Genomic DNA, 25,199 nt, shown 5'->3' with positions numbered 1-25,199 from the left:
CAGCCGGCGGTGGTGTCGATCGAGATCCACGGCCAGAACGAGCAGGGCAACGGCTCGGGTTTCGTGGTCCGCCAGGACGGCTACATCATCACCAACAACCACGTGGCCGAGCCGGCCGCGAACGGCGGCAGTCTGAAGGCGGTCTTCTCGGACGGGAGCAGCCTGGACGCGAGCATCGTCGGCCGTGACCCCAACTCCGACATCGCCGTGCTGAAGGTCGGCAAGTCGGGCCTGGCCACCCTGCCATTCGGTGACTCCGACAAGGTCGTGGTCGGCGATCCGGTGATCGCCTTCGGATCCCCGCTGGACCTGCAGGGCACGGTGACCTCCGGCATCGTCAGCGCGATCGACCGGCCGGTGGTGACCGGTGGCGACCAGAACGGCAATGCCTCCGGCCAGGAGCCGGTCTACACGGCGGCCGTACAGACCGATGCGTCAATCAACCCCGGCAACTCCGGCGGCCCGTTGGTGGACGGGGGCGGCCGGGTGGTCGGCGTGGACAGCTCGATCGCGCAGATCCCCGGCGGCGGCAGCAAGGGCAGCATTGGGATCGGCTTCGCTATCCCGATCAACCTGGCCAAACGGGTCGCCGGCCAGATCATCTCGACGGCTACGCCCACTCACCAGGGCACCGCTAAGCGAACCGCGATCGGCGCCAGTCTGGACGCCACCGAGCTGCCCAACGGCGGCGTCAGGCTGACCGACGTGCCGGCCGGTCCGGCGCAGAAGGCCGGGCTGCGGTCCGGCGACGTGTGATCACCAAGTTCAACGGCAAGGTGGTCAGCGACCAGGTCGACCTGATCGCGCTGGTCCGCAAGTTGGCCGCTGGTACGGCCGTACCGGTCGAATACAGCCGGGACGGCAGCGTCCACACCACGACGGTGGTGCTCATCGAGACGTCCTGAGCGGATTTCTCGGACCGGTTCGGCCATCTTGGCCCGACCTTGGTAGACACGCCCGGCTGGGCACGTAGGCTGGACGGTGGCTCTTCTACGGGCCTTGGGATGATGGGGAGGCCTGGTGTTCGAGAACCTCGGGTTCATGGAGATCATCAGCCTCGTGCTGCTCGGGTTGTTCATCTTCGGCCCGGAGCGGCTGCCCAAGGTGATCGGCGACGCCGCCCGGTTCCTGCGGTCGGCCCGGCAGATGGCCCGGAACGCGACCAGCGAGCTGCAGAACGAGCTCGGCACGGACATCGACATCACCGACCTCAACCCGCGGACTTTCGTCCGCAAGCACCTGCTGTCGGACGACGACGAGGTCGACGACCTGTCGCGCCCGCTGCGGGAGGCCTTCGGCGACGTGCAGCACGTGACCGACTCCATCAACGACACCGCGCACTCGCTGACCAACGTCTCGCCCAAGAGCGTCACGTCCGGCGGCCCCCACGACTTCGCTGGTCAAGGCCGCGGAGCCGCGCGCGCAGCGTCGCCCCTTACGACGCCGACGCCACCTGATCCGCGCGCTTGGGAAGTTGATCTTGGTTAGTTAGTCCGTACAAACCGGGCATCAGTCCGGAATGTTCTTTTCGTACCGACCAACTAACCAAGATCAACAACGCAAACCACCGCTTAACCCGTCGGCAAGATGCTTAGAGACAGTCTTACGCGGGGGAGAGCTTAAGAGACATGCCGGCGAGGCCACGGCGGCGGGCGGCGAGCTTGTCCGCGATGCTCAGCAACGCGGCGGCGGCCGGGTTGGTCGGGTCGGAGAGGACGACCGGTACGCCCGCGTCGCCGCCTTCGCGTACGACGGTGTCCAGCGGGATCTGGCCCAGCAGCGGCACCTTCGTACCCAGCGAGCGCCCGAGGGCGGCGGAGACCGCTTCGCCACCGCCGGAGCCGAAGACCTCCATCCGCTGGCCGTCCGGCAGCTCCAACCAGGACATGTTCTCGACCACACCGACCACCTGCTGATGGGTCTGCAGGGCGATCGACCCGGCCCGCTCGGCCACCTCGGCGGCGGCCTGCTGGGGGGTGGTGACGACCAGGATCTCGGCGCCCGGGACCAGCTGGGCGACGCTGATCGCGATGTCACCGGTGCCCGGCGGCAGGTCCATAAGGAGCACGTCCAGATCGCCCCAATAGACCTCGGCGAGGAACTGCTGCAGCGCGCGATGCAGCATCGGCCCGCGCCAGACCACCGCGGTGTTGCCGGGAGTGAACATGCCGATCGAGATCACCTTCACGCCGTGCGCCTGCGGCGGCATGATCATCTGCTCGACCTTGGTCGGCTTGCTTGCCCTGCACCCCCAGCATGCGGGGATCGAGAAGCCGTAGATGTCGGCGTCCAACACGCCGACGGACATCCCCTTGGCGGCCAGCGCGGCGGCCAGGTTGACCGTCACCGACGACTTGCCGACACCACCCTTGCCGGACGCGACCGCGTACACCCGCGTCAGTGACCCGGGCTGAGCGAACGGCACGACCAGCTCGGCCCGCCCCGGGCCGCGAAGTTTCTCCTGCAGCTGTTTGCGCTGCTCAGCTGTCATCACCCCGAGGTCGACGGTGACGCCGCTGACTCCTGGTACGGCGGTGACCGCGGCAGTGACGTCCCTGGTCAGGGTGTCCCGCATGGGGCAGGCGGACACCGTCAGCAGCACACCTCGACCCGGACCCGGCCGTCCGGTTCGACCCGTACGTCGCTGACCATCCCGAGATCGGTGATGGGCCGGCGGATCTCCGGGTCGTTGACGCCGGCGAGCGCCTGGCGGATCGCGTCCTCGGTCGGCGCGGCGGCGGTTGTGGTTGCGGGCATGTCCCCACCGCTAGGCGCCGTATGTACGCGCAGCTTCCCCCGGCAGCGGTAACCGCCGGCGGGGTTCGACCCGGGTCATCGTCGCTGGGTGCCGGGTAGGGTCGGGAAAATGCGGCAGGTACGGGAGGTGGCGCGGCACGGCGGCATGGCGGCATCCCGGCGTGCCCGATACCGACCTGCTCCGTGCGCGATATGTCACTCACACCTTCGGCCGGCACACCCATTCCGGGTATGCGATCGGCGTGATCACCGACGGGCTGGAGGCGTTCGACTACCGCGGCGGGTTCCACCAGGCCGGCGGCGGGCAGATCGTGGTGATCGAGCCGGACCGGGTGCACACCGGCTCTGCCGGCGGCCCGGCCGGCTGGGCTTACCGGATGTTCTACCCCGAGCCGGCGGTGGTGGCCGCGGTCGCCGCCGAGGTGACCGGCGTGCGTGGCACGCCGTCCTTCCCGCGGGCGATCATGGACGACCCGGCCACCGCCGGGGTGCTCGCGGCCGCTCACCGGGCCGCGTACGAGACCGCTGATCCGCTCGCCGCGACCACGCTGTTCCTGCAGGCCATCGCCATGTTGGTGAGCCGGCACGGCAGCCCCGGGCGGGGGCGGTCGGCGCGGCCACGGCCGGCGGTGGTCAGTCAGGTGCAGGAGTTGCTGGCCGACCAGCTGGTGGATCCGCCGGCGCTGGACGAGCTGGCCCGCAGGGTCGGCATGAGCCAGTACGCGCTCGTACGCACCTTCCGGGCGTCCACCGGCCTCCCGCCGCATCGCTGGCTGGTCCAGCAACGGGTGACGAAAGCGCGTGCTCTGTTAGACGCCGGCGAGGTGCCCGCTGCCGCCGCAGCGGCTACCGGGTTCGCGGACCAGGCCCACCTGACCCGGCATTTCAAGCAGTTCGTCGGCGTCACCCCAGGCGCGTACCGATCCGAGCGGCTGAGCAAGAACGTTCAAGAGATCCGGTGCCAGCGCTCGTAGCCTGACCGCTATGACGACCTCCACCGCGACCGCCAACCGGCGGCCGGTCATCCGTGCCTCGCTGGCGGTCGGCGCCGCCACCGGTGCGTACGGCGTCGCCTTCGGAGCCGCCGGCACCGCCGCCGGCTTGTCCGTCTGGCAGTCCTGCGCGCTCAGCCTGCTGATGTTCACCGGTGGCAGCCAGTTCGCGCTGGTCGGCGTGATCGCCGCGGCCGGTCCGGCGGCTGGCCTGACCAGCGGTGTCGCGTCCGCACTGTTGCTGGGGGCACGCAACGCGATGTACGGCGTGCGGTTGGCCGGGCTGCTGCGACTGGGCGGGCCACGCCGACTGCTCGCCGCCCCCCACTCGTCATCGACGAGAGCACCGCGGTCGCGGTGGCCCAGCCGGAACCGGCGTTGTCGCGGCTCGGGTTCTGGGTGACTGGCGGCGCGGTTTTCGTGCTTTGGAACGCGATGACCCTGGTCGGCGCGGCCGGCGCGAGCGTGTTGGGCAACCCGCAGACCTTCGGCCTGGACGCCGCCGCGCCGCCCGCGCGTCCTCGGCCTGCTGGCGCCCCGGCTGCGAGCTGGCTGGACCGAGCGGCTGATCGCGATCGGCGGCGCGCTGGTGGCCCTCGCGACCACGCCACTGCTCCCGCCGGGCGTACCGGTCCTGCTGTCCGCGCTGGTCATCCTGCCCGTACTGCTGCGCCACCGACCCGCGAAGGACCCGACGTGACGCTCTGGATAGCGATCGCAGTGGCCGCCGTCGGCAGCTACGGGATCAAGCTGCTCGGGCTGCTGCTCCCCGGCGTGCCCCGGGTGAACGAAGTGCTGGAACGGCCGCGCATCCGCCGTGCCGTCGAGCTGCTCCCCGTCGCCTTGCTCGCCGCTCTTATGGCCGTGGAAGCGTTCGCAACCGGCCAACGACTGGTCATCGACGCTCGTACGGCCGGCTTGGCCGCCGCCGTCATCGCGCTGCTCCTGCGCGCACCTTTCATCGTGATTGTCGTGGTGGCAGCGGTCACGGCGGCACTCGTACGCCTCTTCTTCTGAGATCTGACCGCGGACAGCGTGGTCTTGGTCGTTGAGTGCGGCACAAAATCCCGCACTCGATGTCGAGTGCGGGACATTGTGCTGCAGTCGATGAGCCACGGCCCTTCCAGCGGCCCGGCACAACCTGCTCTTAGGCGCGTACTTCCTTGTCCAGGTTGGTCAGCAGCTCGTCGTAGATCCGCCGCAAACCCAGTGGCGCGAAGGTTTTCTCGAAGAAACCGCCGACTCCGCCGGCGCCGGCCCAGCTGGTGCTGATCTTCACCTCGGTACGATCACCGGCCGGGCTGATCGTCCAGGTGGTGACCATGCTGGAGTTGGCGTCCTTTTCCACCAGCTGATGCGAACCTGGTTCGCTGACCTCGAAAAGGCAGTCCCGGACCCGGCTTTTGGTGGCCTGCAGCTTCCAGTGCACCCGGGTGCCGGCGCCGGTGCCGCCATCCTGCACCTCGTATTCGCTGAACTGCTCGGACAGGATCCGTTGCCGGGCACCGGAATAGTCCCGTACGGCCGCGAAAACCCGGTCGGCCGGGGCGTCCAGCACCCGAGCCGTCGACGCGGTGACCTCTGCCATGAAGTTCCTTTCTAGACTCTTTCGCGTTTTTTTTTTCGCGGACGTTCTTCGTCGTCGCGCTGGTCTTCAATCAGCCGCTGCAATTCCGACCGTACGAAGTCGCGGGTCGCCACCTCGCCGAGGGCGATCCGCAGCGCGGCGATTTCGCGAGCCAGGTATTCGGTGTCCGCCTTGGATGCGGCGGCGCGTTGCCGGTCCTCCTCGATGCCGACCCGGTCGCGGTCGGTCTGCCGGTTCTGCGCGAGCAGAATGAAAGGTGCCGCATAACTTGCCTGCAGACTCAACAAAAGAGTTAGGAACGTGAAAGTGTACGGGTCGAATTGCAGATGTCTGGGCGCCAATGTGTTCCACAGCAGCCACAAAACAATGACGATCGTCATGTAGATCAGGAACTGCGCGGTGCCGGAGAACCGGGCCACCCGTTCGGCGAACCGACGACCGAACAGGTCCGGGTCGGACAGCAGCACCATCCGGTCGCTGCCCTTGGGCTGGTCCAGCCGGCGCCGGGCCAAGTTTTCCTTAGGCATGCAGACTCCGCTCTCGCCAGTCGTCCGGCAGCAGGTGGTCAAGGACGTCGTCGACGGTGACCGCGCCGACCAGTTGTTCGCCGTCCACCACCGGCATCGCGACCAGGTTGTACGTGGCCATGTGGCGGGTCACGTCCGGCAGCGACGTGTGCGGGGTGAGCGGCACGATATCGGAGTCGACCACTCCGCCGACCAGCACGCTGGGCTGTTCTCGAAGCAGGCGTTGAAAATGCACCAGCCCGAGGTACTGGCCGGTCGGAGTGACCAGCGGGGACCGGCAGACGTACACCTGCGCGGCCAGCGCCGGTGGCAACTCCGACATCCGGATCCGGGCCAGCGCCTCGGCGACGGTGGCATCGGCGGCGATGATCACTGGTTCGGTCGTCATCATCGAGCCGGCGGTGCCCCCTCGTGTACGAGCAACCGTCGTACGCCGGCGGCTTCGTCCGGCTCCATCAGCTTCAGGAAGCCCTCTTTTTCCTGCTCCGGCAGCTCCGCCAGCAGGTCGGCGGCATCGTCCGGGTCCATCGCCTCCAGCACGTCGGCGGCCCGCTCACGGTCGAGCGACTTGAGAATGTCGATCTGGTCGCTTTCCGGCATTTCCTCCAGGACGTCCGCGAGCCGCTCGTCCTCCAGTGCCTCGGCCACCTCGTTGCGGCGCTTGGCCGGCAGGTCGTGCAGCAGGTTCGCCACGTCCGCCGACTTCATCTCGGTGATCATCTCGATCAGCGTGTCGGCGCCCTGCTCCTGGTCCGGAACCGCGAGCCCGAGCACGTCTTCCCAGTCCAGTTGGTGCAGCTGACCGCGCCGCCGCTGCAGGAAACCCGGCATCGTCTCGCGTACGGCCACGCGGCTGATCTGCCAGTCGCCGGTACGGGACTTCTCCATCGCCATGTCGATAACGGTCGCGGCCACGTCGCTGCCGGCCATCGTGATCCGGCGGTCGAGCAACTCCCCGAGCACGAGTGTCTCGCCGAGCCGCTTCTCGAACCTGCGCAGCGACACCGTGCCGCTGGCCAGCACGACCGCGTCCACGTCCAGCGAGGTGATCCGGCCGATCGGGACGAAGATCCGGCGTCGCTGGGTGATGTCCACGACCAGCCCGGTCACCCGGGGCGGCTGTGCGCCGAGGCGTACGACCGTGTCGCGGATCTTGCCGACCGGTTCGGCGTTCGGGTCGAAAACCGAGATTCCGGCCAGTCGGGCCAGGTAGATCCGCGTCGCCGTCGTCACATTTGTAGAGCGTAATCGGCCCGCGACCCAGCCGGCCTGCCGCATCACCCCAGTACGGGTTCGGTAATGGCTCGTTAACCGTCCCCTGGTGTTGCTGTCCCCAAGGGGCACTGAGTTCCCGTTGAAGAGAGGCTGGGAAGCGTATGTCCGGGTTTGTAGGCCTGCGAAACCGCAGATTAACACAGGTCTGAATCAGTGCAGTCTTGACCCTGGCCGCCAGCCGTGGAACGGTACCCCAAATCCTTCAACGAGCTATTTACGGACATAGATCGTATTGGCGGCGGCATGCGGATGGTTCTCGGGCTCGTCCTGCACAGCTCTCATCAGGACCGGCTGGTGGAGGCGAGTGGCACGCTCACCGGCGTCCAGTTGGAGGTGGTGGCGTACGACCAGGAGAAGGAGATCCGACCCAAGGTCAAGGCGATGCTGCGCCGCGTCCACCTGGACGGCATGATCCTCGGCCTGGTCCCGTACGACGCCTGCCGCGACTTCCTGCCACCGGACCTGCCGCTGTCAGTGACCCGCTACACGACCCTGGAGCTCACGCTCACCATTGGCCGGGCGCTGCGGCAGGGCTGGGCGCCAGGCCCCATCAGCATCGACACCTTCGACCGGTCGATCGTGGAGGACGTCACCAGCGCGCTCGGAATGCGCTCGGACGAGATCGCCTGCCTGCCGTACGCGGCGGACACCTCCTACGACCAGATCATCGACTTCCACCAGAAATTCCAGCAGGAAAATCCGGGCGGATATGTCATCACCGTGCGAAGCGAGGTGACCCGGCGGCTCGGCGAAAAGGTGCGGTTGCTCAACGTGGCGCCGCTGAAGTCCAGCGTACGAGCCGAACTTCACGAGCTGGTGCTGCGGATCCAGTCCCAACGGGCTCGCGAGTTGTCTTTCGCCGCCGGCATTTTCTCGGTGGTCGGCTTCGACAAGGACTCCAACCTGGATCGGGCCCGGGTGGGTCTGCTGAACATGTTGTTGAACACCCCCGAATTCGCCGACGCCTGGGTCGACAACCGCGGCCGGCGCGGTGTGGTCGTGCTCGCCCATCGGGCACTTTTCAACGATGTCACCCAGAACTGGTCATCGCTGCCGGTGGTCGGGACCGCTCACACGAACTTGGGCCTGCGGGTGGCGGCCGGGTTCGGGTTCGGGATCGGTTCGTCGGCGCGAAAAAATGTGGGTGCTGGCCGAGAAGGCCGCCGCGCAGGCGGAGCAGTACGGCGCACCGTGCGGCTGCCTGATGGACGAGGACGGCCTGATGGTCGGGCCGCTGCGGCCCGGCGCTACACCGCTCAGCTTCACCTACCGCGAACATGGCGCGGACCTGGAAAAACTGGCCCGCAAAGCCGGCCTGTCCGCCGCCACCATCTCACGATTAGCCGCGGTGGACCGGAAACTGGCCGGAAAACCGTTGTCTCCTGGCGACCTCGCCGACGCTCTGTGCATCACCGATCCGAGTGGGCGGCGGCTGATCCGCAAGCTGATCGCCAGCGGTTTGGCCGTACAGCGGGGAAGCGCGCAGGTCAACCGCAAAGGCAGACCCACCAACCTCTACCAGCTGACGATCGCCGCGACCATCAGCGACACCTGATCTCCGAGAAGAACCCGTTGTCTTCGTCCGGTGACCGCGGCGTGGCGGTCCGGACGATCGATCCATCCGAGAGGAAAATCATGGACCTCGCGAAACAAACCTCAGCCGGCGGCGGGTGCTGCAACTCGGGGCGCTGACCGCCAGCCTGCCGGTGCTCGGCTCGGCACTGGCCGCCTGCGGGGGGGCGGCGGCAACGGGGGCTCCGGTGCGGTGAAGTTTTCCGGCTGGGACTACGAATCCGCGCTGGTCCAGCAGAACGTCGCCCGGTTCCAGCAGCTGAACAAGGACATCAAGGTCGCGTACACGCCGATCACCAGCGCGCAGTATGTGCAGAAGACGGTCGCCGAATTCACCGGTGGCGGCGGTCCTGACGCGCTTTACGTGTACGACGACTCGTTGGCTGGCTGGGTGGGCGCGGACTACCTCCAACCGATCGACGGCCTGGCCGGCGTCGACGAGGTCTATTCCGGCATTTACCCGTCGAACGCGCAGGCGATGACCGTCGGTGGCAAGCGGTACGGCCTGCCGTACTACACCGACTCGCAATGTCTGATCTACAACGAGTCCATTCTCAAGAAGGCGGGCATTTCGGCACCGCCCAAGAGTCTTGACGAGCTTGAGCAGCAGTCGCTGAAAATCAAGAACGCCGGCATTCTGCAGTATCCGATCGGTGTCACCGGGCAGTTGCAGGACACTTGGTGGGCGTGGGTCTGGGGGCTGATCTTCGCCAGTGGCGGTGACCTCTTCGACGCCAATGGTGAGCCGACCATGGACGGCAAGGACGCCACCGCCAAGAACGTGTTCGCCTGGTTGCACAAGGCCGCCACGGTCAGCAAGGTGATCGACCCGGCGGTGCTCCAGTTGCTGCCGGTTCCGTTGGACAACGCGATGAAAACCGAGCGGTACGCGTTCACCGTCGGCGCTCGTTACGCGCTGCGGGGGACTACAACGACCCGACCAAGTCCAAGGCCGCCGGAAAGCTCAAGATCGCGTACGTTCCGAGCCTGGACGGCCAGGTGGTCGGCACGGTCAGCAACACCCGGATGTACTGCCTGGGCAAGAACACCGAGGTCAAGGACAAGGCGCTCAAACTCCTCAACTACATGGGCGGACTGGACTCCAGCGGCAAGCCGTACACGTCCAAGTTCTGGTTCCAGCAGAAGGGTCTCGGCTTTCCGTTCCGGGCGTTGGAAAAGGACCCGGACGTGCTGCAGACGCTTGGCAAGTTCGCGGATCCCACCATTTACGCCAAACTGGCCTCGCTGGCTCGGCCGCGGACGGCCATCAAGCAGCCCTGGTACAGCGAGTACGAGAACCAGCAGCAGAAGACGGTCCAGCAGATCATCAACAACCAGACCACCCCGGACGCGGCGGTGAAGACCCTGGCCCAGTCGGTGGCGTCCCTCAAGAAGAAATACTCCTGACGCCGTGGCGACCACAGCCGTGGACACCACGAAACCGCGTGCGCAGGAGGTGAAGCCGCCGCGCCGGCCGCCCCGGCGCGGGATCAGTGACACTCTCCGAGCGTACTTTCTGAATGCACCGGCGATGATCGTGATCGGCGTGCTGGTCGCTTACCCGATCGGGCTATTCGTTCTGGCTGAGCCTGCACAAATACAACCTGAAGCTGCCGGCGCTGGAGAGGTTCGTCTGGTTCGGCAACTACCTCTCGTTGGTCACCGACCCGGAGTTTCTCACCTCGCTGAAGGTGACCGTCGGTTTCGTGGTGGTGGTGCTCGGCCTGACCGTGCTCATGGGCACCGCCCTTGCCTTGGTGCTCAACGAAACCTTCGTCGGCCGCGGTCTGTTGCGTAGTCTTGTGTTGTTGCCATGGGCCATGCCCGGAGTGGTCAACGGTCTGATGTGGCGGACCATTTTCGACGCGAAGACCGGACCGCTGAACGGACTGCTCTACCAGCTCGGATTTATCGACTCGTACCAGGCATTCCTCACCTCGCCGACCGGTGCCTTCCTGATCACCGCGGTGGCGCAGGTCTGGAACACCCTGCCGTTCACGGTGATCATCCTGCTGGCCGGGCTGTCCACCATCCCGGGCGAGTTGTACGACGCGGCCAAAGTCGACCGTGGCCGGGGTTTTCCAGCGATTCCGGCAGGTCACCCTGCCGTGGCTGTTGCACCCGCTGCTGATCGTGCTGATTTTGGAGACGATGAACGCCTTCCGCGCGTTCGACACGATCTACGTCCTCACCGGCGGTGGGCCGGGCGACGCCACCAACGTGATCGCCGTGCTCAACGTCCGCACCGTCCTCACGTACACCGACTTCGGTCTGGGCAGCGCCTACTCCTGGGTGATCACCCTGGTGACGCTGGTGATCTCGATCGGCTACATCTCGGTGCTCTACAAGAAGGGGAGCATCGAGATATGACCAGCATTCCGGCCAGCCGGCCGGCGCTCCCGCTGATGTCCAGGATTCCGTGGCGCAAGATCATTCTCTACACGGTGGCCATCCTTTTCGCGCTGTGGCTGGTGTTGCCGTTCTACTGGATCGTCAACATGAGCTTCATGCACGAGGTGGACGCGACCTCGGTGCCGCCGCACTTCCTACCCAAGGACCCGACGCTGGCGAACTTCCTGGGCTTCATCCACCCCACCACCGACCAGGCGCTGCTCGGCTCGCACGCCGTAGCGGACACGCCGTACGCGCTGATGAACAGCATGATCGTGGCTCTCACCACCGCGCTTTTCAACCTGGTGCTGGGAACTTTCGCGGCCTACTCGTTTTCCCGGATTCAGTTCAAGGGCAGCCAAGTGCTGCTGATCGTCTATCTGCTGACCCGGATGGTGCCCGGCATCGCGATCATCATCCCCCGTTCTATCTGGTGATGAGAGCGCTGCATTTGCTGGACACGTATGGCGCTTTGATTTTGTCGTACACGACTTTCGCCCTGCCTATCACGATCTGGATCCTCAAGGACTACATCCGTTCGGTGCCACGGGAGTTGGAGGACGCGGCCCGGGTGGACCGGTGCGGGTGGTTCCGGATGATGTGGTCGGTGTTCCTGCCGATTTCCGCGCCCGGGCTGGTCGCGGCGGCGATCTTCGCCTTTATGACCGCCTGGAACGAGTTCCATGTTCGCGTTGTTCATGACCAGCACCATCAGTTCGCAGACGATGCCAGTGATCGCGGCCAACTTCGCCACCGACCTGAACACGCAGGTCACTCTGATGGCCGCTGCGGGGGTGGTGGCCGTGGTGCCGCCGTTGGTGCTGGTGTTGATCTGCCAGCGGTTGATCGTGCAGGGCATGGCCGCCGGTTCGGTGAAGGGATAGACGATGGCTGAAGTCAGGTTGGAGAACGTACGCAAGGAGTTCGGCGGTGTGGTCGCCGTCGACGACCTGTCGTTGACCATCGCGGACCGGGAGTTCCTGACCCTGGTCGGACCGTCCGGGTGTGGGAAGTCGACGACCCTGCGGATGATTTGCGGATTGGAACGTACGTCCGGCGGCGAGGTATTCTTCGATGACCAGCCGGTCGCGCACCTACCCGCGAACAAGCGGGACGTGGCGATGGTTTTTCAGAGCTACGCTCTCTATCCACACATAAGACGGTCGCGCAGAACATCGGGGGTCGCGCTGCGGATGATGCGCGTACCGAAGGCGGAGATCGCGTCCCGGGTGGACCAGGTGGCCGCATCGCTCGGCATCGAGAACTTGTTGGAACGCAAGCCAAAGGCACTCTCGGGCGGCCAGCGCCAGCGGGTCGCCCTGGGACGGGCGGTTATCCGGGACGCCGGCGCGTACTTGTTGGACGAGCCACTGTCCAATCTGGACGCTCAGCTCCGGGTGACGATGCGGGCCGAGCTGAAGCGGCTGCACGCGGACCTGCGGCGGACCTTCATCTACGTGACGCACGACCAGGTCGAGGCGATGACGATGTCCGACCGGATCGCGGTGATGAAGGACGGCCTGGTTCAGCAGTGTGCTTCGCCGGAGGAGATTTACGCCCGGCCGGCGAACCTGTTCGTGGCGTCTTTTATGGGCAGCCCGCCAATGAACTTCCTGCATGGCGAAGTCCAGCGGGAGGACGGCAAACTGCTGTTCCGGCACCAGGGCATCGCGATCGAGTTGCCCGACCACGCGTCGGCCGCGGTCGACGACCTGTCCGGCCGCGAAGCCGTGCTGGGCATCCGTCCGGAAGATGTCCTCCTGGGTGTGGAAAACGGTACCGCGGCTAAGATTTTCGTGGCCGAACTACTGGGCGCGGACGTACTCGTCACGGTCAGTCTCGGTGAGCAGCTGGTCAAGGCGCGGGTGCCGGCGCCCTACCAGGTCGGCGTCAACGCCCAGGTCACCGTCGAATTTCCGGCCGAAAAAGTACATCTTTTCGACCCGTCCGACGGGCGCGCGGTGCTGGCGGCGCGCTCGGCGACCCCACTGAACCGGCAGGATTCAGTGGTAGCCAACCAATCGCCGGCAGCTGCGAAGGGGGATACCGGGTGACGCGGGTGCGGGAACCACAGCGCTACACCGTCGACGTGCACAGGCCAGATGATTTCGAGGAATTCTGGGCCGCTACCTTGCAACAGGTGGCCGCGGTGCCGCTGCGGCCGTCGTTCGACTATGTGCCGGAGCGCTCGACCGAGGAAATCGCTGTTTACGATGTGCATTACGACAGCTGGGAAGGCGTACGGATTTCCGGCTGGTTCGCGGTGCCACGCCCCGAGTATCTGCCGCCACCTTATCCGGCGCTGATGATGCTTCCGGGCTATATCTCGGAGCCGACGGTTCCCAAGCACTGGGCGAAACAGGGCTATGCGGCCTTCGCCGTCGCGCCGCGCGCAAGCTCCGGTCGAACCAGCTTTTCAACCCGGGCTATCCGGGGCTGTTGGTCGAGAACATCGTGGACCCGAACACGTACGGATATCGCGGGTTTTACGTGGATGCCGTTCGCGCGGTGGAAACCGCGCTGACCCGGCCGGAGGTGGACGCCGACCGGGTCGGACTGTCCGGCTCCAGTCAGGGCGGTGCGCTCACCATCACCACCGCCGCCCTGCTGCCGGATGTCATCAAGTGCGGCGCGGCCGGCGCGCCCTACCTGTGCGGTTTCATGGATTCGGCGAAGCTGACGCATTCGTACCCGTACGAGGAAATGAACGAGTACCTGCGCGTGCACCCGGACCACGAACAGCAGATGGCCGAGACGGTCGGCTACTACGACGGCGTCAACTTCGCGCCGAACATCCGGGCGTCGATGTTCGTCTACATCGGACTGGAAGACGATGTTTGCCCGCCAGAGACTGGATTCGCCGTGTACGACGCGATGAAATGCGAGAAGGAGCTGCACACGTACGAGCGCTGTGGCCATGACGCCGGGCTGCACTGGGTGTTGCCCAAGGTCGACGATTTCCTCGCCGGGCACCTCAAGCCCGGCGCGGCGGGGGGGGGGGAGTGACCATCACAGACGCGGATTTCACGGCGTACTGGGAGAAAATAGACATCGAGCTGACAGACTTACCGGCCCGGCCGGTGATCGAGCGGATCCCCGGCCGGTGCACTGACGATTTCACCGGCTACGAAGTGCGGCTGACCAGCCTTGGCGCGTACCGGATTTTCGGGTATCTGAGCATCCCGACCGGCGACGGCCCTTTCCCGGCGCTGCTGGCCACTCCGCGCTACGGCAGCGTCAACAATCCGCCGCACTACAACGACCGGCTCCGATACGTGACGTTGACGATCGCGCACCGCGGTCAGCGGACCGCGGATTCTCCTTATGCGGCCGCATATCCGGGCCTGCTGACGGACCGGATCGCGGACGATTCCAGGTACGTCTACCGGGGGATTGTCGCCGACTGCCTGCGGGCCGCCGAATTCCTCAGCGGCCTTCCCGAAGTCGACCAGTCTCGGATCGCTGTCGTCGGAGATGACCTGGCCGTGCTCACCGCGGCCCGCCGGCCGGTCTTCGCGGCGCTGCAGGTCACCGGCGCGTTGCTCTACCGCGCGGCGGAACTGCGCAAGGCCACCGCGGACTATCCGATGGAGGAGTTCAACGACCATCTCCGTACGACTCCCGCGGACACTGACGCGGTGAGTCGTACGCTGGAATTCTTCGACTCGGACCGGCACGCGGCGGCGGTTCGGGCGTCCGTACGCGTCGATATTTCCAGCGAGACCAGTGCTTTGCTGCCGCTTGCCGGGAAACTGGACGCCGAACGGTATGTGGTCAGCCACGAGGGGCAGACCGACAACGACGCCGCGGATGCCTGGCTGGCGGGGAAATTCGGGTTGCCGGCGCTGTCACGATTCGACCGTACGTCCGCATGACAGCGCCCGCGGATCGATATGTGAACGAGGCGTACGCGTCGCTGGGTCTGCGCCCGGTGGTCAACGCGGCCGCGACGCTGACAAAACTCGGCGGCTCGCTGGTCGCGCCGCCGGTGCTGCCGGCGATGGCCGCGGCTTCCCGGAATTTCGTGGACGTCTTCGAATTACATCGCGCGGTGGGCCAACGACTGGCGAAAGTGACTGGCAATGAGGCCGCCCTTGTCTCCAGTGGTGCGGCCGCGCTGCTGACGCTTGCCGTAATCGGCTGCGTTTCAGGGCCGAAGGGCGGCCCGAATCCGGTCGCTATCGAAGACTTGCCATATCTGGATAAGACCGGCGAGAAGACGGTCATTATCTATGGCAGTCAACGAAACGCGTACGACTACGCAGTGCGCCAAGTCGGTGTCCGGATCGTCGAGGTGGGACCAGAACCTGACGAGCTGGCGGCCGCGATCGACGAGCGCACGGCCTGCGTCCTGTGGTTCGCTGGTGCTCACTTCAGCGCTGGCGCGCTACCGATCGAGCAAGTGGTGGACATCGCGCACCGGGCCGGAGTGCCTGTGGTGGTCGACGGCGCCGCCCAGGTGCCGCCGATTTCCTCGCTGTGGCATTTCACCGCTGAGGTCGGCGCCGACGCGGCGGTTTTCAGTGGTGGCAAGGGTTTGCGAGGCCCGCAGTCGACCGGGCTGATGGTCGGCAAGGGCTGGCTGATCGAGGCGGCGCGGGCCAACGGTGCCCCGAATCACTCGCTCGGTCGCGGCATGAAGGTCGGCAAAGAGGAGCTGCTTGGCTTGCTGGCCGCGGTGGAATGGTCTCTTCAGCAGGACGAGCCGGCGTTGTTGGCGGCGTACGAAACGTCCGTACAGAAGTGGATAGCCGGCCTTTCCGGCCTGCCTGGTATCGAGGTCGAGCGCGGCTATCCCAGTGAGGCGGGCCAACCGCACGGACGCGCGATGGTCCACATTGGACCAGCCAGCGGCTGGGACCGGGACAGTCTGGTCGAAGCGCTCTGGTCCGCGGATCCGCACATCGCGGTCGGTGCCGTCGATCCCGACGTGATAGCCCTGAACCCGCAGACATTGCAGAACGGCGAGGACGAGCTGGTGCTGTCCGAACTGCGCCGCCTGTTGGAGTCTCGGCGCCGATAATGTTGACAACAAAGAGAAAGAGGAGTGAGTAGTGGGATTCATCGATGACAAGCTGCGGGAAGCCGGCATCGAGCTGCCGACCAAGCTGCAGCGAGGCACCGGTCTGGTGCCATGCGTCCAGCACGGCAACCTGCTGTTCGTATCCGGCCACGGACCGGCCGACAACGACGGCAAACTGCTTTACCGCGGCCGGGTCGGCGCCGAAGTCAGCCCCGAAGAAGCCTATGACGCGGCTCGCGCGACCGGCGTCCAACTGCTGCGCAGCATCAGCATCCGCGACCACCTCGGCGACCTCGACCGGGTCGACCGGATCGTCAAAGCGCTGGCCTTTGTCAACAGCGCCGACGATTTCCACGAGCAGCCCAAAGTCGTGCACGGCTTCTCCGACCTGATGATCGAAATCTTCGGCGTCCGCGGCCAACACGCCCGCTCAGCCATCGGCACCTCCAACCTCCCCGACAACCAGCCGGTGGAAATTGAGCTGATCGTGGCTATTCGCGACTGACGTTCCGGCCCTCATCCCAACCCCGCGCCCTTAACTTTGTATCAGGGAAGGGCAGGTAGGGGCGGTGTGGTTTTTGCTGGGGTGCCAGGGTTCTGGGATTTGGACCTGCTACCTCGGGAGAGGTGGGGGTCGGGGTGCGGGTGTTGCGGGTTTGTGGTGGTCTCTGGTTCTCGTTCTCTCCCTCGGCCCCGGAAACGTGCCAGGGCTCCGCCCGCCGAGGCAGAGAACGAGAACCAGAGACCCTGCGCTTGACGCGCCTTCTGTTGACGTTTGCCGACCTGCAGAGTTCCACACCCGTCCGTCAAACGTTTCTAAGTGGTCATCTAGCGCATGGGCCGGGATCGGCTCATGATCGCGATCCCGCCGGTGGCGATGAGGCCGTAGAAGGCCGCCCCGAGGAACACGTACGGTAAACCGAAGGCGCTGACGCCGAGGCTGCCGGTCAACCCTCCGAGGGCGCTGGCGATCGCGGTGGAGCTCATGAAAATGGCCGAGGCGGTCGCGACTGCTTCGGGCAGCAGTCGTTGGGCGACGATGATGCCCAGTGCGGCGAAGATGCCCCAGACGCCGCCCATGAGAATTTGCCCGACGAACATGCCGGTGGCGTTCCCGGTCAGCGCGAAGCAGAGATTGGCGCCGACGCCCAAGGCGGCGCCAAGGATCATCAGGCGCAGCATGCCGATGCGGCGGGCGACAATCACGGCCACCGGCATCAGGATCAGCTCGATCAGGGGTTGGATGCCGATCACCGCGCCGCTGACCAGGGTCGGCAGGCGGAGGTCGTCGTGCATGTAGATGGGCAGGTAGCCGTATTTGATCGGCTCTCCCGCGTAGACGAGCACGTAGAGTCCGGTGAAGGTGAGCAGGGGCAGCATGACCTGTAGTCCGCGGCGGCGCGTGACGTGCTCGGACGCCGGCGTGGCCGGTGTCCGTGGCTGCGGCGGGGCGGTGCGCAGGAAGCCCAGGGGGACGATCTGGGCGAGGGCGCAGAGCGCGGTGGCCGCGAACATCGCTCGAGGACTGACGGCGGTGGCCAGGATTGAGCCCAGTACGGGGCCGATGATCCAGCCAGCGGTCAGAGCCATCCGTACAATCGAAACCACGCCGTCCCCCACCGGGCTGCGGGTCGCCCGCAGGTCATCGTGGATCGCCGCGGAGCTGCGAGCCGGCCGCACCGGAGAAGGCCAGCACGAGGGCGCTGATCACGAACGGCATCCAGGCCCGCTCGGCGAGCGCGATACAGGCCCAGCCGACGAATCCCGTGATGGCGCACAGCCGGAACAGCCCCAGTCGCTTGCCCGTACGGTCCGAGCGTGCGCCGATCAGGTAGCCGGCAACCGGGGCCGTGACGTTCGTGAGGTAGTACAGGCCGGCCGTGGCCAGCGGCACATGCAGGTCGTTGACCAGGAACAACGCGATCTGTGGTGCGGCGGCCGACATGCCGAGCCCGGACAGGAACAGCGCGACGGTCGCGCCGCGATAGAGCGGGGAGGCCACGATGGCGCGTACGGCAGATGGCGTGGTCGTGACGTCGGCGGCGCCAGGTGCGGGCAACAATGCACTCCCGAAGGGCTTGTGTACGAGCGGTTTCCGATGGCTCCCGCGTCGTACTGAGGTTACGGCCTCGGCATGCGGATGGTGCGTTCGAACGGGCCGCCGTGGGCTGCGGCGTGGGGGTGACCGCGTCGTTGACGTGGTCAAGGTCGAAGCGGGTGACGTGCTCGGGTCCCAGGTCCAGGGCGCCGGCGGTGATGAGCCGGATCATGCCCACGTTCGCCGTACGCGGATACATCCATTGCCCGCGTACGGTGACCGAGTTGCGCGTGATCCCCGGTAGGGCGCGGCCATGACAGGCCGTGGTAGCGATGTATCGGCGATAGTCGTACAGTGAGCACCTTAGGTATACCTAACAAAGGGGTTGGCGGATGGCAGTGCTGCATGAGGTGGAGCGGGTACGGCACGAGGTGAGGTTGCGGACCCTGGAAGTGGCCAAGGTGAACAACCTGACCCCGCGAATGATCCGGGTGACGTTCACCGGGCCGGATCTGGAGGGTTTCGTAAGCCTCGGGCCGGCGGACCACATCAAAGTGTTCTTCTCGCCGGCCGGAGCGGAGCCGGTGCTGCCTGCCTGAGCTCGGTCCGGAGGGGGTGCGCTGGCCGGAGGGCAAGCAGCGGCCGGAGGCTCGGGACTACACCCCACGCCGGTACGACTCGGCCGCCGGTGAGCTGGACATCGATTTCGTCGTACACGGCGACGGGCCGGCTTCCAGCTGGGCGTCGCAGGCGCAGCCGGGTGACAAGCTGGCGATCGGCGGGCCGCGTGGGTCGCGCCTGGTGCCCGACGACTTCGACTACTACGTACTGCTTGGCGACGAGACCACGTTGCCAGCGATCGGCCGGCATCTTGAGGAGCTGCCGGCGTCCAGTCGGGTCATCGTGCTGCTGGAGGTCGCGGACGCGGCCGAGGAGCAGTCGCTGGCGAACCGGGACAGCGTCGAGGTGCGGTGGCTGCATCGCGACGGCGCCGAGCCGGGCAGCACCGAACTGCTGTTGTCGGCGTTGCGCGAGCTGAAGCTGCCGGACGGCGACGGCTATTTCTTCGCCGCCGGGGAGGCCGGCACGCTGCGGCCGATCCGCCGCTATCTGGCCGATGAGCTGGGCGCGAACAAGGACTGGACGTCGATCAGCGGCTACTGGAAGCGCGGCACCGCCAACCACGACCACCACGAGCCGATATGAACAAGGCGCATTTCGTCACCAAATAGCCTGAATCGTCGGTACGGTGGAGAAGCCGTCGCCGGGGCACGGTGCGGCCCTGGCTCCCTCCGACCGCCGGCCGCACCGCGGGGAGTGCGTGCTGGGAAAGGGCGATTTCCGTGCCTGGTAAGGCTCTGCCGACCAAGATCGTCGCCGTCGCCGCGGCTGTTGCGTTGGTCCTGACCAGCGCGGTTGCCGCGCAGGCCGCGGTCGTACCAGCGCCGCTGTCGCCCTTCGCGGTGTCGGCGGCGGTGCTGCCCGGCGGGTCGTCGCTGCCGGCCGGCACGTACGCCTTCGTCCGGGGCACCGACGGGCACATCCACATGCGCAGCATCGCGCCCAACGCCCCGTGGATCGACACCCGGATCCCGGCCGGCGCGGCCACCGGTCCGATGGTGGTCTTCACTTCGCAGCCACCTCCGCCGAGCGCGCCGCGACCGTTCGGCCGGTCCCGTACCAGCACGGCCCCGGTGCCCAAGCTCGACGTGAGCATCCTGACCACCGACCTGGCTGGGCGGGCCATGACGACGGTCAATGACAACGACGACCTGAACGCGTGGGAGAGCTGGTACGTGCTGGGTGGGACGTATACGTCACCGCTCGGCGTCAACTACGACAAGCATTTCTCGACGCCGACGAACCAGGTCGTCTTCTACGCGGCCCGCGGCGCCGACGGGAAGCTCTACACGAATGGGACTGACTTCAAGGCCCTCATCACGTCAGCGCCGGCGCTGTCGTACAACGCCGTCTACCAGAACACGATCCTGACTTTCCGTGGCATGGATGGAAATCTCTACCGGATGGTGAACGGCGTGAACGGCGACTCACATTACTTCGGCGCGCCCGTACGCCTGGGCACCGCGCAGGTCGCGTCCGCCGCGTCGGTCGGTGAGCGGAGCCCTGCGGTACTACTATCGCGGCACCGACAGCGCTCTCTACTTCCTCAACGGGGCCTCGCTGAACACCCCGCCCTACCGCGCCGGCGGCGCGATCACGTCGACCCCGTACGTCTTGGACGAAGGCGTCCCGAGTCAGCCGGACCGCGCCAACGTGTTCGCCCGCGGCGCCGACGGCCATCTCTACGTCTACAACACCGCCAGCAAAGCCTGGACCGACCTCGGCGGCACCGTCGCCTAGTCCCCGGCCTTTCCTGACTCTCCGTGGCGCCGAGTAAAGACAGGCGTGACGCTGTGTGGTCGTGGGGAGACGGCTAGGAGGGTGGGGGAGTGCGCAAAGGATGGATGCGTACGCCGTCGGGCCCGACTTCGACGTGGGCGTGTGCCGAGTAGTACGTGGCCAGGGCGGCTGGGGTGAGTACGTCGGCGGCCGCGCCGGCGGCGACGACCGAGCCACCGGACAGCAGAACCAGCTCGCGGGGATACTGCGCTGCCAGCGCGAGGCGTGCAGCGAGCTGACCACGGTGATGCCGTCCTCGACCCGGAGCCGGTCGACCAGCTCCAACACGGCCTGCGCGTGCCCGAGGTCCAGCGACGCGGTCGGCTCGTCCAGCAGCAGCAGGCTCGGTTGCTGAGCCAGCGCGCGGGCCAGTACGACCCGCTGCCGCTCGCCGCCGGACAGGGTCTGCAGCGGCCGGCCGGCGAAATCGGTGAGGTCCAGGCGGTGCAGGATGCCCTCGGCGAGCTCGCGGTCGGCGCGTCGCGGGCCGGCGAGCATCGACTGGTACGGCGTCCGGCCCAGCAGGGTGTAGTCCACCACCGACATCCCGGCCGGCAGGAGCGGTGTTTGCGGCGCGTACGCGATCCGGCGGGCTCGGTCGCGGGGCCGCAGGGCACCGATGTCGGTGCCGTCGAGGCTGATCCGCCCGGTGTGCCGGACCAGCCCGAGGACGGCCCGCAGCAGGGTGGACTTGCCGGCGCCGTTCGGCCCGATCACGCCCACACCCACGAGCCGGCTGGCACGGCCAGGTCGACATCGCGCAGGATCGCCGACCGCCCAAGCGTGACGGACACGCCGGCGACACGCAGCCTGGGGTCGCTCATGAGCGGCTGCCGACCAGCAGCAGGAACGCGAAGAAAGGCGCGCCGACAAAGGCCGTCACCACGCCGATCGGGATCTCGGCCGGGTAGAACAACGTACGAGAGACCAGGTCGGCGAGCACCAGGAAGGCCGCGCCGCCGAACAGCGACAGCGGCAGCAGCAGCCGGTACGACTGGCCAGCCAGTCGACGCAGGATGTGCGGCACGACCAGTCCGACGAAGCCGATCAGCCCGGCCGCCGACACCGCGGCCGCCGTCGACAGCGACGCGGCCAGCAGAATGATGAATCGGACCAGCTCCGGCCGGATACCCAGCGAAGCGGCCTCGTCGTCGCCGACCGACAGCACGTCCAGCCAACGGCCGGCGAACGCGAGCGCGAGGGCGGCAATCGCCGCGTACGGTGTGCGAGCAACCCCAGCGACGGCCAGCTCGCGGTGCCGAGCTCGCCGAGGATCCACGCGGTGACCTGCAACAAGTCACTGTTGTGCGCCTGCAGCAACGCGGTCTGGACAGCGGTCAGGAACGCCGTCATGGCGACCCCGGCGAGCAGCAGGGCCGCGGTGCCGCCGGTACGGCTGGCGGCTCGCCCGAGGACGTACGCGCCGCCGATCCCGATGACCGCGCCGACGAAGGCGCCCAGCGGCACCGCGCTGATCGTGCCGACCACAGTGGCACCGGCCAGCACGATCACCGCGGTGGCGCCCAGGCCCGCGCCGGCCGCCGCGCCCAGCAGGTACGGGTCGGCCAGCGGATTGCGAAAGACGCCCTGGTACGCGGCGCCGGCCTGCGACAACATGCCGCCGACCAGCGCGGCCAGCAGCACCCGCGGCAGCCGGAGCTGCCCGATCACCTCGGCGTCCACGCCGGTCAGGTGCCCGGTCAGCAGCGCGACCGGGTTGACCACGTCGGCGCCGACGCACACCGCGAGCAGGATCGACGCGGCCAGCAGGACCAGCACGCCGCCGATCGCGAGGGTCGGCCGCAGACCGGCCGTCGTCACGCCTTCCGGTGCACGATCGCGGCGGCCACGGCCGCGGTGAGGTCGGCCGCCCGCGGTCCCCAGCGGGACGCGATGTCGTCGTCGACAGCGACCACCGAGCCGGTGCGTACGGCCGGAACGTCGGCGAAGGCGGGCCGTTTGCCGACCGTCGCGGCCGACTGCCCGCAGCACTTGGTGTCCGCCAGCACGATGAGGTCCGGCGCGGACCGGACCACGAACTCGGCCGAGAGCTGCGGATAGTCCGGCGCCGTGCCCTTCGCCGCGTCGGCGATGTCGATCATCCCGAACTGCCGGTAAATGTCGCCCACGAACGTCTTTGAGGTCGCCGAGTAGTAGGTCGGGTCGACCTCGTAATAGACCTTCAGCCCTTTGCCGCGCCCCTGCGTGGAGGCGACCGCGGTGGCGATCTTCGACTTCTCGGCGGCGACCGCCTGAGCGGCCTGCTGCTGGTGCCCGGTCGCGGTGCCCAGCGCTGTCATTTGCGCGTACGCCGAGGTCAACGTGGTCGCCGACGGGAGTACGAGCACGGTGATCTTGAGTCGGGTGAGTGCGGCCAGCAGGCCGTTCGCGTCGTTCTGGATGAGGACGAGGTCAGGCTTGTAGCCGGCCACTCCCTCGGCGTTGGGCTTGAAGCCGGACAGTTTCGTGCGCGGCGCGTTGGTCGGGAAGTCGGACTGGTCGTCGACCGCGGTGACCTGCGAGCCGGCGCTCATCGCGTACAGCATCTCGGTGGCGGTCGGCGACAGCGACACGATGCGGGTCGGCCGGGCCTTGATGGTGACCGGGCCGTTGCCGGCCTGCACGGTGACCGGGAAGGCGGCGCCCGAGGTGGCGGTGCCGGTCGTGGGCGGTGGCGCCTGCGCGCAGCCGCTGAGCACGGCGGCGGTGAGTACGGTCGCGAGCAGCCAGCGCCTGGTAGCGGAAATTGTGGTGGAAATTGTGGTGGAAATTGCCAACTCCTGTCGGCGGGGGACGCGCTGGCCGCGGCTGGTCCCTCGCCGGCCGGCAACCCGCGTCCCGAGCAGCGGGACCGGCGCAGGGCCAGGCGACCTGGCTCGACCGCCCTAGTCGGCGGTCTCACAGTTGCGGGACAGCGCCGGATTCCCACCGGCTTCGCTGGCCTGCGCCGCCAGCGGCGGACCGCCGGCAGCCGGACACTACCCCAAGGAGCCGGATCCATCAGGGTCAAGGCCGCCCGCCCTTAAGGGACACGGTCAGTCCCGCGACGGACGTACGCGCGCATCGCCGTCGGAAGACTCAGACCTCATGAGAAACCTCAGACTTCGCATCCTTGCCATTGCCACCGTGGCCGCCGCGGCCATCGCCTTGACGCCAGCCCTCGCCGCGGCGAGCCCGGATTCCCTCCAACAGTTCGCCGACGAGGCCGCCCGTACCGGCGTGGTGGGGCTCCAGGTCCGGATCACCAGTGCCGGCCACACCCGTATCGTGCGCGCCGGCACCGCGGTCCGCGGTACGTCCCTGCCGGTGCCGGTGAACGGCCGGTTTTCGGATCGGCAGCACCACCAAGATGTTCCTGTCCACGGTCGTGTTGCAGCTGGTGGGGGCGGGCACGGTCGACCTGGACAGCCCCGTCTCCCGCTATCTGCCCGGCGTACTGGCCGACGGCGACAAGATCACCGTACGAATGATGCTGCAGCACACCAGCGGCCTGCATGACTACACCGACGACGTCCCGCTGGACGGTAAGGCCTACCAGCGGATCCGGTTCCAGCACCAGTCCGCCGAGGCATTCGTGGCGGAGGCGGCGGCCAAGCCGCGAAACTTCCCAGCCGGCACCGCGTGGAGCTACTCCAACACCAACTACCTGCTGGCCGGGATGCTGATCGAGGCCGTCACCGGGCACAGCTGGGGCGACGAGGTGACCCAACGCGTCTTCCGCCCGCTGGGGCATGCACGATTCCTCGGCCCCTGGTGACAACCCGTTCATCGCCGGTGCACACGTACACGCCTACCTGCCGGTCGACGGTTACGCGGTCGACACCACCGAGATCAACCCGACCATCGCCGGCGCCTCCGGCGCGCTGGTGTCCACCACCGCCGACCTCGACCGGTTCCTCGCCGGGCTGACCGGCGGCCGGCTGCTCGCGCCCGCGCAGTTCGCCGAGATGCGCAGGACACTGCCGTTCAGCTCCGGCTACGGCCTCGGTTTCATGCAGATCCCGCTGACCTGCGGCACTGCCTGGGGCCACGCCGGCGGCATCCAGGGCTTCAACACCTTCGCCATGACCTCACTCGACGGGATGCGCCGGGTCGAGGCCTACGCCACGCCTTATGAGCCGACCGCCGAGGCAAGCACCGCCGTACGGAACCTCCTCGACACCGCCTACTGCGGCGGTTAGCGATAAGTCGGTGGGGTGTGGCTGAGGCCGATGGCGAAGAGTCCGCCCGAAGATCAACAGATAGACGATGATGATGACGACCCAGAGGGCGACGCTGGCCCAGCCGATGATGATGCCAGCCTTGGCGAAGCCCTCGCCGTCCTCGTTTCGCTCGCGGATCTGGCCAGTGGCAACGTGACCCATGATCGCGCCGGCGATGCCAAAGAAACAGCAGGACACCACCCCGAGGATGGACAGGATCATCGAGGCGATCGCCAGCCCGTTGGTGCTGCGTTGGGCCGGGTAACCGCCGGGATAGCCGCTGACGGGCTGGTACGGCTGGTTCCCATAGGGGTCGTAAGGATTTGACATCGCTTCACTTTCCGCTCGGATCTGCCGGCCAGGGTAGCGTGACAGACCGGACCGTACGCCGGCATCGGGGCACTCCTGGAGATTCTGCCGCGAACGTACGACAG

Annotated in this window: 31 protein-coding genes, 4 pseudogenes and 1 riboswitch; of the genes and pseudogenes, 22 read left to right on the top strand and 13 right to left on the bottom strand. The window is 67.2% G+C overall.

What is annotated here, in order from left to right; genetic code table 11:
• The 3 genes from GNX96_RS39165 to GNX96_RS39155 all read left to right on the top strand — a co-directional run.
• A partial coding sequence (locus tag GNX96_RS39165) for a S1C family serine protease (protein WP_163572734.1) occupies positions 1 to 756 on the top strand: 756 nt, incomplete at its 5' end.
• The gene (locus tag GNX96_RS39160; RefSeq protein ID WP_163572733.1) at positions 753 to 905 is read left to right on the top strand and encodes a PDZ domain-containing protein; all 153 of its coding nucleotides are present in this window, start codon (positions 753 to 755) and stop codon (positions 903 to 905) included. The genes GNX96_RS39165 and GNX96_RS39160, both read left to right, overlap by 4 nt.
• A 115-nt stretch (positions 906 to 1,020) precedes the next feature.
• Positions 1,021 to 1,488 (top strand): Sec-independent protein translocase subunit TatB, encoded by a 468-nt coding sequence (locus GNX96_RS39155; RefSeq protein WP_163572732.1) that lies wholly within the window; start codon positions 1,021 to 1,023, stop codon positions 1,486 to 1,488.
• A gap of 115 nt (positions 1,489 to 1,603) precedes the next feature.
• Here GNX96_RS39155 and GNX96_RS39150 read toward each other — a convergent pair.
• Positions 1,604 to 2,757 (bottom strand): annotated as a pseudogene (locus GNX96_RS39150) (Mrp/NBP35 family ATP-binding protein).
• A 161-nt stretch (positions 2,758 to 2,918) separates the two neighbouring features.
• On the opposite strand from GNX96_RS39150, the gene GNX96_RS39145 reads away from it, so the two are divergent.
• The 3 genes from GNX96_RS39145 to GNX96_RS58695 are packed head-to-tail and all read left to right on the top strand — an operon-like array spanning position 2,919 to position 4,766.
• A complete protein-coding gene (locus GNX96_RS39145; protein ID WP_163572731.1) occupies positions 2,919 to 3,731 on the top strand; it encodes an AraC family transcriptional regulator in 813 nt (270 codons plus the stop codon).
• 10 nt (positions 3,732 to 3,741) lie between these two features.
• On the top strand, positions 3,742 to 4,152 hold the full coding sequence (locus GNX96_RS58700) for an AzlC family ABC transporter permease (protein ID WP_279582661.1): 411 nt from the start codon (positions 3,742 to 3,744) through the stop codon (positions 4,150 to 4,152).
• On the top strand, positions 4,107 to 4,766 hold the full coding sequence (locus tag GNX96_RS58695; RefSeq protein ID WP_279582660.1) for an AzlD domain-containing protein: 660 nt from the start codon (positions 4,107 to 4,109) through the stop codon (positions 4,764 to 4,766). Before GNX96_RS58700 ends, GNX96_RS58695 begins: the two co-directional genes overlap by 46 nt.
• Positions 4,767 to 4,896: 130 nt before the next feature.
• Here GNX96_RS58695 and GNX96_RS39130 read toward each other — a convergent pair whose 3' ends face one another.
• From GNX96_RS39130 to GNX96_RS39120, 4 genes are read right to left on the bottom strand one after another with little or no spacing between them, the layout of a single operon-like run.
• Positions 4,897 to 5,337, bottom strand: a complete 441-nt coding sequence (locus GNX96_RS39130) for an SRPBCC family protein (RefSeq protein ID WP_163572729.1) — start codon at positions 5,335 to 5,337, stop codon at positions 4,897 to 4,899.
• A gap of 11 nt (positions 5,338 to 5,348) precedes the next feature.
• Positions 5,349 to 5,864 (bottom strand): DUF1003 domain-containing protein, encoded by a 516-nt coding sequence (locus GNX96_RS39125; protein ID WP_163572728.1) that lies wholly within the window; start codon positions 5,862 to 5,864, stop codon positions 5,349 to 5,351.
• Positions 5,857 to 6,252, bottom strand: coding sequence for a CBS domain-containing protein (locus tag GNX96_RS61780; protein ID WP_313885904.1), 396 nt, complete (start codon positions 6,250 to 6,252; stop codon positions 5,857 to 5,859). Before GNX96_RS61780 ends, GNX96_RS39125 begins: the two co-directional genes overlap by 8 nt.
• Positions 6,252 to 7,097: a magnesium transporter MgtE N-terminal domain-containing protein gene (locus GNX96_RS39120; RefSeq protein WP_313885903.1), complete on the bottom strand. Its 846-nt coding sequence runs from the start codon at positions 7,095 to 7,097 to the stop codon at positions 6,252 to 6,254. Before GNX96_RS39120 ends, GNX96_RS61780 begins: the two co-directional genes overlap by 1 nt.
• Before the next feature lie 291 nt (positions 7,098 to 7,388).
• Between GNX96_RS39120 and GNX96_RS39115 the strand changes: the two genes are divergently transcribed.
• The 10 genes and pseudogenes from GNX96_RS39115 (at position 7,389) to GNX96_RS39070 (ending at position 16,630) form a co-directional block, all read left to right on the top strand.
• A complete protein-coding gene (locus GNX96_RS39115) occupies positions 7,389 to 8,831 on the top strand; it encodes a hypothetical protein (protein WP_279582659.1) in 1,443 nt (480 codons plus the stop codon).
• Between the two features lie 73 nt (positions 8,832 to 8,904).
• Positions 8,905 to 10,071 (top strand): ABC transporter substrate-binding protein, encoded by a 1,167-nt coding sequence (locus tag GNX96_RS39110; protein ID WP_163572727.1) that lies wholly within the window; start codon positions 8,905 to 8,907, stop codon positions 10,069 to 10,071.
• A gap of 295 nt (positions 10,072 to 10,366) precedes the next feature.
• Positions 10,367 to 11,539 carry an ABC transporter permease gene (locus tag GNX96_RS39105; RefSeq protein WP_163572726.1) on the top strand — a complete coding sequence of 391 codons (1,173 nt, stop codon included), beginning with the start codon at positions 10,367 to 10,369 and terminating at the stop codon, positions 11,537 to 11,539.
• Positions 11,539 to 11,772: pseudogene (locus tag GNX96_RS66030) on the top strand (ABC transporter permease subunit); the annotation flags it as partial. The gene GNX96_RS39105 and the pseudogene GNX96_RS66030, both read left to right, overlap by 1 nt.
• Before the next feature lie 13 nt (positions 11,773 to 11,785).
• Positions 11,786 to 11,986: an ABC transporter permease family protein gene (locus tag GNX96_RS58690; RefSeq protein WP_279582658.1), complete on the top strand. Its 201-nt coding sequence runs from the start codon at positions 11,786 to 11,788 to the stop codon at positions 11,984 to 11,986.
• Between the two features lie 3 nt (positions 11,987 to 11,989).
• Complete coding sequence (locus GNX96_RS39095) at positions 11,990 to 13,156, top strand: ABC transporter ATP-binding protein (RefSeq protein ID WP_163572724.1); 1,167 nt, start codon at positions 11,990 to 11,992, stop codon at positions 13,154 to 13,156.
• Positions 13,153 to 14,108: pseudogene (locus GNX96_RS66025) on the top strand (acetylxylan esterase). Before GNX96_RS39095 ends, GNX96_RS66025 begins: the two are co-directional and overlap by 4 nt.
• The gene (locus GNX96_RS39080; protein WP_163572721.1) at positions 14,105 to 14,977 is read left to right on the top strand and encodes an acetylxylan esterase; all 873 of its coding nucleotides are present in this window, start codon (positions 14,105 to 14,107) and stop codon (positions 14,975 to 14,977) included. Before GNX96_RS66025 ends, GNX96_RS39080 begins: the two are co-directional and overlap by 4 nt.
• Positions 14,974 to 16,125 (top strand): aminotransferase class V-fold PLP-dependent enzyme, encoded by a 1,152-nt coding sequence (locus GNX96_RS39075; protein ID WP_163572720.1) that lies wholly within the window; start codon positions 14,974 to 14,976, stop codon positions 16,123 to 16,125. Before GNX96_RS39080 ends, GNX96_RS39075 begins: the two co-directional genes overlap by 4 nt.
• 31 nt (positions 16,126 to 16,156) lie before the next feature.
• Positions 16,157 to 16,630, top strand: coding sequence for a RidA family protein (locus tag GNX96_RS39070; protein WP_163572719.1), 474 nt, complete (start codon positions 16,157 to 16,159; stop codon positions 16,628 to 16,630).
• A 323-nt stretch (positions 16,631 to 16,953) separates the two neighbouring features.
• On the opposite strand, the gene GNX96_RS39065 is transcribed toward GNX96_RS39070, so the two are convergent.
• Together GNX96_RS39065 and GNX96_RS58685 are read right to left on the bottom strand one after the other, a co-directional pair.
• Positions 16,954 to 17,733 (bottom strand): MFS transporter, encoded by a 780-nt coding sequence (locus GNX96_RS39065; protein ID WP_279582666.1) that lies wholly within the window; start codon positions 17,731 to 17,733, stop codon positions 16,954 to 16,956.
• A gap of 34 nt (positions 17,734 to 17,767) precedes the next feature.
• Entirely contained in the window at positions 17,768 to 18,184 is a 417-nt protein-coding gene (locus GNX96_RS58685; RefSeq protein ID WP_279582656.1) for an MFS transporter, read from the bottom strand.
• 371 nt (positions 18,185 to 18,555) lie between these two features.
• On the opposite strand from GNX96_RS58685, the gene GNX96_RS58680 reads away from it, so the two are divergent.
• The 4 genes from GNX96_RS58680 to GNX96_RS58675 all read left to right on the top strand — a co-directional run bounded on the left by GNX96_RS58680 (position 18,556) and on the right by GNX96_RS58675 (position 20,918).
• Positions 18,556 to 18,762 carry a siderophore-interacting protein gene (locus GNX96_RS58680; RefSeq protein WP_279582655.1) on the top strand — a complete coding sequence of 69 codons (207 nt, stop codon included), beginning with the start codon at positions 18,556 to 18,558 and terminating at the stop codon, positions 18,760 to 18,762.
• Between the two features lie 16 nt (positions 18,763 to 18,778).
• Entirely contained in the window at positions 18,779 to 19,369 is a 591-nt protein-coding gene (locus tag GNX96_RS39060) for a siderophore-interacting protein (RefSeq protein WP_279582654.1), read from the top strand.
• Between the two features lie 137 nt (positions 19,370 to 19,506).
• Positions 19,507 to 20,541 carry a hypothetical protein gene (locus tag GNX96_RS39055; RefSeq protein WP_163572718.1) on the top strand — a complete coding sequence of 345 codons (1,035 nt, stop codon included), beginning with the start codon at positions 19,507 to 19,509 and terminating at the stop codon, positions 20,539 to 20,541.
• 83 nt (positions 20,542 to 20,624) lie between these two features.
• Positions 20,625 to 20,918 carry a hypothetical protein gene (locus GNX96_RS58675; RefSeq protein WP_279582653.1) on the top strand — a complete coding sequence of 98 codons (294 nt, stop codon included), beginning with the start codon at positions 20,625 to 20,627 and terminating at the stop codon, positions 20,916 to 20,918.
• A gap of 20 nt (positions 20,919 to 20,938) precedes the next feature.
• Here GNX96_RS58675 and GNX96_RS66020 read toward each other — a convergent pair.
• The 5 genes and pseudogenes from GNX96_RS66020 to GNX96_RS39035 all read right to left on the bottom strand — a co-directional run.
• A pseudogene (locus GNX96_RS66020) lies at positions 20,939 to 21,280 on the bottom strand (ABC transporter ATP-binding protein); the annotation flags it as partial.
• A gap of 103 nt (positions 21,281 to 21,383) precedes the next feature.
• A complete protein-coding gene (locus GNX96_RS61775; RefSeq protein ID WP_313885905.1) occupies positions 21,384 to 21,728 on the bottom strand; it encodes a FecCD family ABC transporter permease in 345 nt (114 codons plus the stop codon).
• Complete coding sequence (locus tag GNX96_RS39045) at positions 21,611 to 22,384, bottom strand: iron ABC transporter permease (protein WP_313885902.1); 774 nt, start codon at positions 22,382 to 22,384, stop codon at positions 21,611 to 21,613. The genes GNX96_RS61775 and GNX96_RS39045 overlap by 118 nt, the downstream gene beginning before the upstream one ends.
• Entirely contained in the window at positions 22,381 to 23,340 is a 960-nt protein-coding gene (locus GNX96_RS39040; RefSeq protein WP_279582652.1) for a helical backbone metal receptor, read from the bottom strand. Before GNX96_RS39040 ends, GNX96_RS39045 begins: the two co-directional genes overlap by 4 nt.
• A 93-nt stretch (positions 23,341 to 23,433) precedes the next feature.
• Positions 23,434 to 23,496, bottom strand: a riboswitch (cobalamin riboswitch).
• A 145-nt stretch (positions 23,497 to 23,641) separates the two neighbouring features.
• Complete coding sequence (locus tag GNX96_RS39035) at positions 23,642 to 23,926, bottom strand: hypothetical protein (protein WP_279582651.1); 285 nt, start codon at positions 23,924 to 23,926, stop codon at positions 23,642 to 23,644.
• On the opposite strand from GNX96_RS39035, the gene GNX96_RS39030 reads away from it, so the two are divergent.
• Together GNX96_RS39030 and GNX96_RS39025 are read left to right on the top strand one after the other, a co-directional pair.
• Positions 23,913 to 24,320 carry a serine hydrolase domain-containing protein gene (locus GNX96_RS39030; protein WP_163572716.1) on the top strand — a complete coding sequence of 136 codons (408 nt, stop codon included), beginning with the start codon at positions 23,913 to 23,915 and terminating at the stop codon, positions 24,318 to 24,320. The two genes, GNX96_RS39035 and GNX96_RS39030, sit on opposite strands and share 14 nt — an antisense overlap.
• Positions 24,295 to 24,744: a serine hydrolase gene (locus tag GNX96_RS39025; RefSeq protein ID WP_163572715.1), complete on the top strand. Its 450-nt coding sequence runs from the start codon at positions 24,295 to 24,297 to the stop codon at positions 24,742 to 24,744. The genes GNX96_RS39030 and GNX96_RS39025 overlap by 26 nt, the downstream gene beginning before the upstream one ends.
• On the opposite strand, the gene GNX96_RS66015 is transcribed toward GNX96_RS39025, so the two are convergent.
• The gene (locus GNX96_RS66015) at positions 24,634 to 24,963 is read right to left on the bottom strand and encodes a DUF4190 domain-containing protein (protein ID WP_390624260.1); all 330 of its coding nucleotides are present in this window, start codon (positions 24,961 to 24,963) and stop codon (positions 24,634 to 24,636) included. The two genes, GNX96_RS39025 and GNX96_RS66015, sit on opposite strands and share 111 nt — an antisense overlap.
• Positions 24,964 to 25,199: the final 236 nt, after the last annotated feature.

The sequence above is a fragment of the Fodinicola feengrottensis genome (genome assembly GCF_010993775.1).
In the GTDB taxonomy this organism is placed as follows: Bacteria; Actinomycetota; Actinomycetes; order Mycobacteriales; family HKI-0501; genus Fodinicola; species Fodinicola feengrottensis.
This window is presented reverse-complemented; position numbering and strand designations above follow the sequence as displayed.

Excerpts from the sequence above, each read along its gene's own strand:
- GNX96_RS39130 (WP_163572729.1), bottom strand. The coding sequence starts at position 5,337 with ATGGCAGAGGTCACCGCGTCGACGGCTCGGGTGCTGGACGCCCCGGCC.
- GNX96_RS58675 (WP_279582653.1), top strand. The coding sequence starts at position 20,625 with ATGGATGCGTACGCCGTCGGGCCCGACTTCGACGTGGGCGTGTGCCGA.
- GNX96_RS39125 (WP_163572728.1), bottom strand. The coding sequence starts at position 5,864 with ATGCCTAAGGAAAACTTGGCCCGGCGCCGGCTGGACCAGCCCAAGGGC.
- GNX96_RS58690 (WP_279582658.1), top strand. The coding sequence starts at position 11,786 with ATGTTCGCGTTGTTCATGACCAGCACCATCAGTTCGCAGACGATGCCA.
- GNX96_RS39115 (WP_279582659.1), top strand. The coding sequence starts at position 7,389 with ATGGTTCTCGGGCTCGTCCTGCACAGCTCTCATCAGGACCGGCTGGTG.
- GNX96_RS39030 (WP_163572716.1), top strand. The coding sequence starts at position 23,913 with ATGTTCCTGTCCACGGTCGTGTTGCAGCTGGTGGGGGCGGGCACGGTC.
- GNX96_RS61780 (WP_313885904.1), bottom strand. The coding sequence starts at position 6,252 with ATGACGACCGAACCAGTGATCATCGCCGCCGATGCCACCGTCGCCGAG.
- GNX96_RS39075 (WP_163572720.1), top strand. The coding sequence starts at position 14,974 with ATGACAGCGCCCGCGGATCGATATGTGAACGAGGCGTACGCGTCGCTG.
- GNX96_RS58680 (WP_279582655.1), top strand. The coding sequence starts at position 18,556 with ATGGCAGTGCTGCATGAGGTGGAGCGGGTACGGCACGAGGTGAGGTTG.
- GNX96_RS39025 (WP_163572715.1), top strand. The coding sequence starts at position 24,295 with ATGCACGATTCCTCGGCCCCTGGTGACAACCCGTTCATCGCCGGTGCA.
- GNX96_RS58700 (WP_279582661.1), top strand. The coding sequence starts at position 3,742 with ATGACGACCTCCACCGCGACCGCCAACCGGCGGCCGGTCATCCGTGCC.
- GNX96_RS39095 (WP_163572724.1), top strand. The coding sequence starts at position 11,990 with ATGGCTGAAGTCAGGTTGGAGAACGTACGCAAGGAGTTCGGCGGTGTG.